This window comes from Acetomicrobium thermoterrenum DSM 13490 (assembly GCF_900107215.1).
In the GTDB taxonomy this organism is placed as follows: Bacteria; Synergistota; Synergistia; order Synergistales; family Acetomicrobiaceae; genus Acetomicrobium; species Acetomicrobium thermoterrenum.
Genome location: NZ_FNPD01000021.1, coordinates 1 through 1537, shown reverse-complemented (window position 1 = coordinate 1537; position 1537 = coordinate 1). Strand labels below are relative to the sequence as shown.

2 rRNA genes are annotated in these 1537 nt (G+C 57.6%); both read left to right on the top strand.

The window, feature by feature from the left end:
- Positions 1–1355, top strand: a 23S ribosomal RNA gene (locus tag BLU12_RS09810); the annotation flags it as partial.
- Positions 1356–1410: 55 nt separating this feature from the next.
- Positions 1411–1526: ribosomal RNA gene (rrf, locus tag BLU12_RS09805) — 5S ribosomal RNA — on the top strand.
- The last annotated feature ends 11 nt before the right edge of the window (positions 1527–1537 follow it).

Here is a 1537-nt window from a genome sequence, read left to right as displayed (position 1 = left end):
CGAAGGCGTTGACGCTGCACTGCCAAGAAAAGCCTCTAGGGAGGAGCCAGGGTGCCCGTACCCTAAACCGACACAGGTGGGCTGGTTGAGCAGACTGAAGGTGGACGGGATAACTCTCGCTAAGGAACTCTGCAAGTTGACCCCGTAACTTAGGGAGAAGGGGTGCCCGCGTTAGGTGTACTCTTTAACAGGGGAAGCCGAAGCGGGTGGCAGAAACCAGGTCCAGGCGACTGTTTAATAAAAACACAGGGCTCTGCTAAAGGCGAAAGCCGATGTATAGGGCCTGACACCTGCCCGGTGCCGGAAGGTTAAGGGGAGGGGTTAGCCAAAGCGATTTGGCGAAGCTCTAAACCGAAGCCCCGGTAAACGGCGGCCGTAACTATAACGGTCCTAAGGTAGCGAAATTCCTTGTCGGGTAAGTTCCGACCTGCACGAAAGGTGTAACGATCTGGACGCTGTCTCAGCGAGAGACCCGGTGAAATTGTGGGACCGGTAAAGACGCCGGTTACCCGTGGTGGGACGGAAAGACCCCGTGGAGCTTTACTGTAGCCTGATATTGGACTTTGGTACGTCATGTACAGGATAGGTGGGAGGCTGTGAAGCTAAGGCGCTAGCCTTAGTGGAGCCGTCCTTGGGATACCACCCTTGATGTGCTGGGGTTCTAACCGCGAAGGCGGGACAGTGTCAGGTGGGCAGTTTGACTGGGGCGGTCGCCTCCTAAAGAGTAACGGAGGCGCGCGATGGTCACCTCAAGGCGTATGGAAATCGCCTGAAGAGCGTAAGGGTATAAGGTGGCCTGACTGCGAGAGCGACAGCTCGAGCAGGCACGAAAGTGGGTCCTAGTGATCCGGCGGTTCCGAGTGGAAGGGCCGTCGCTCATCGGATAAAAGCTACCCCGGGGATAACAGGCTGATCCCGCCCGAGAGTTCCTATCGACGGCGGGGATTGGCACCTCGATGTCGGCTCATCGCATCCTGGGGCTGTAGCAGGTCCCAAGGGTTGGTCTGTTCGCCCATTAAAGCGGTACGTGAGCTGGGTTTAGAACGTCGTGAGACAGTTCGGTCCCTATCCACCACGGGCGTAGGGGGTTTGAGAGGAGCTGCTCCTAGTACGAGAGGACCGGAGTGGACGAACCTCTGGTGTACCGGTTGTGGCGCCAGCTGCAGGAGCCGGGTAGCCATGTTCGGAAAGGATAACCGCTGAAGGCATCTAAGCGGGAAGCCTCCCTCGAGATGAGACCCCCCACTGGGGAAGCCAGGTAAGGTGTCCTGGAGATGACAGGGTAGATAGGCCGGAGGTGGAAGCCCCGAGAGGGGTGCAGCTGACCGGTACTAATACACCGAGGCCTTGTCCTTAAATACTTTTTTCCTCTTTCCCTAGCGATTTTTGAGTAAAGGTTTGAAGCAGGCATATGGTGGCCATAGCGGAGGGGAAACACCCGGATCCATGCCGAACCCGGCAGTTAAGCCCTCCAGCGCCGATGGTACTGCGGGGGGTACCCGTGGGAGAGTAGGTCGCTGCCATGTGCCTGCTTTAT